This is a genomic window from Paraburkholderia mimosarum LMG 23256 = NBRC 106338 (assembly GCF_000739815.1).
GTDB classification, from domain to species: Bacteria; Pseudomonadota; Gammaproteobacteria; order Burkholderiales; family Burkholderiaceae; genus Paraburkholderia; species Paraburkholderia mimosarum.
In genome coordinates, this window is record NZ_BBJJ01000338.1 from 1 (window position 1) to 870 (window position 870).

Consider the following 870-nt stretch of genomic DNA (forward strand, 5'->3'; position numbering starts at 1 on the left):
CTTGCTGATTCCCAGCAGCGTCGGCTTGCCACCGGTACTGTATTGGCGCGGAACCAGTCCGATGGACGCTGCGAACTGGCGTGCGCAAGCGAATTGCCGGGCATCACCCAATTCCGTTGCCAGCACGCTGGCCGTGACCGGGCCGATGCCCGGAATCTCCAACAGGCGCTGGCTTCGTTCATCCTCCTGAAGCTGCCGCGTCAATTCGCTCTCGATCTGCCTGACCTGCTCATCGAGATATTTAAAATGCGTTTGCAGACGCTCGAGCAGCGCGACGAGCCGCGGTGGCAGTTCATGCGCGGCCAGCACGGCTGGTAGCCGGCGAATGACGGCCATCCCTGTGGGCAGACTCACGCCGAATTCCAGTAAAAACGCATGAATCTGGTTGACTGTGCCGGTACGCTCGCGCACCAGTGTCTCGCGCACCCGATGTAGAGCTGAAATCGTCTGCTGTGTCTCGTTGCGTGGGCTGACGAAGCGCATGCTGGGGCGCGACGCGGCCTCACAGATCGCCTGCGCATCGGCGAAATCGTTCTTGTTGCCTTGCAGGAAAGGTTTGACGTACTGCGGGGAGATCAGCCGGGCCTGATGTCCCAGAGATTGCAGCCGCCGTGCGATCCAGTGTGCGCCGGCACAGGCTTCCATGACCACCGTGCAGCTCGGCATCTTGCCCAGCAACTGGAACATCTGGTTGCGCGTGAGTTTCTTGCGCAACACCATGCGGCCCGATGCCGACTGGGCGTGCAGATGAAAGCAATGCTTGCCAAGATCAATTCCGATCAACGAGATGGTATCCATGACGAACTCCCGAAAAGGAAACAGCCCGATCAGCGTAAGCCGATCGGGCTGTTTCGGTCAGGCTGACCATCT

At 60.1% G+C, this 870-nt stretch carries 1 protein-coding gene; it reads right to left on the reverse strand.

Going from position 1 to position 870, the window contains the following annotated elements; all coding sequences use genetic code 11:
• The coding region (locus BMI01S_RS37770) for an IS110 family RNA-guided transposase (protein ID WP_042293604.1) at positions 1–798 on the reverse strand (798 nt) is incomplete at its 3' end.
• Between the last annotated feature and the right edge of the window lie 72 nt (positions 799–870).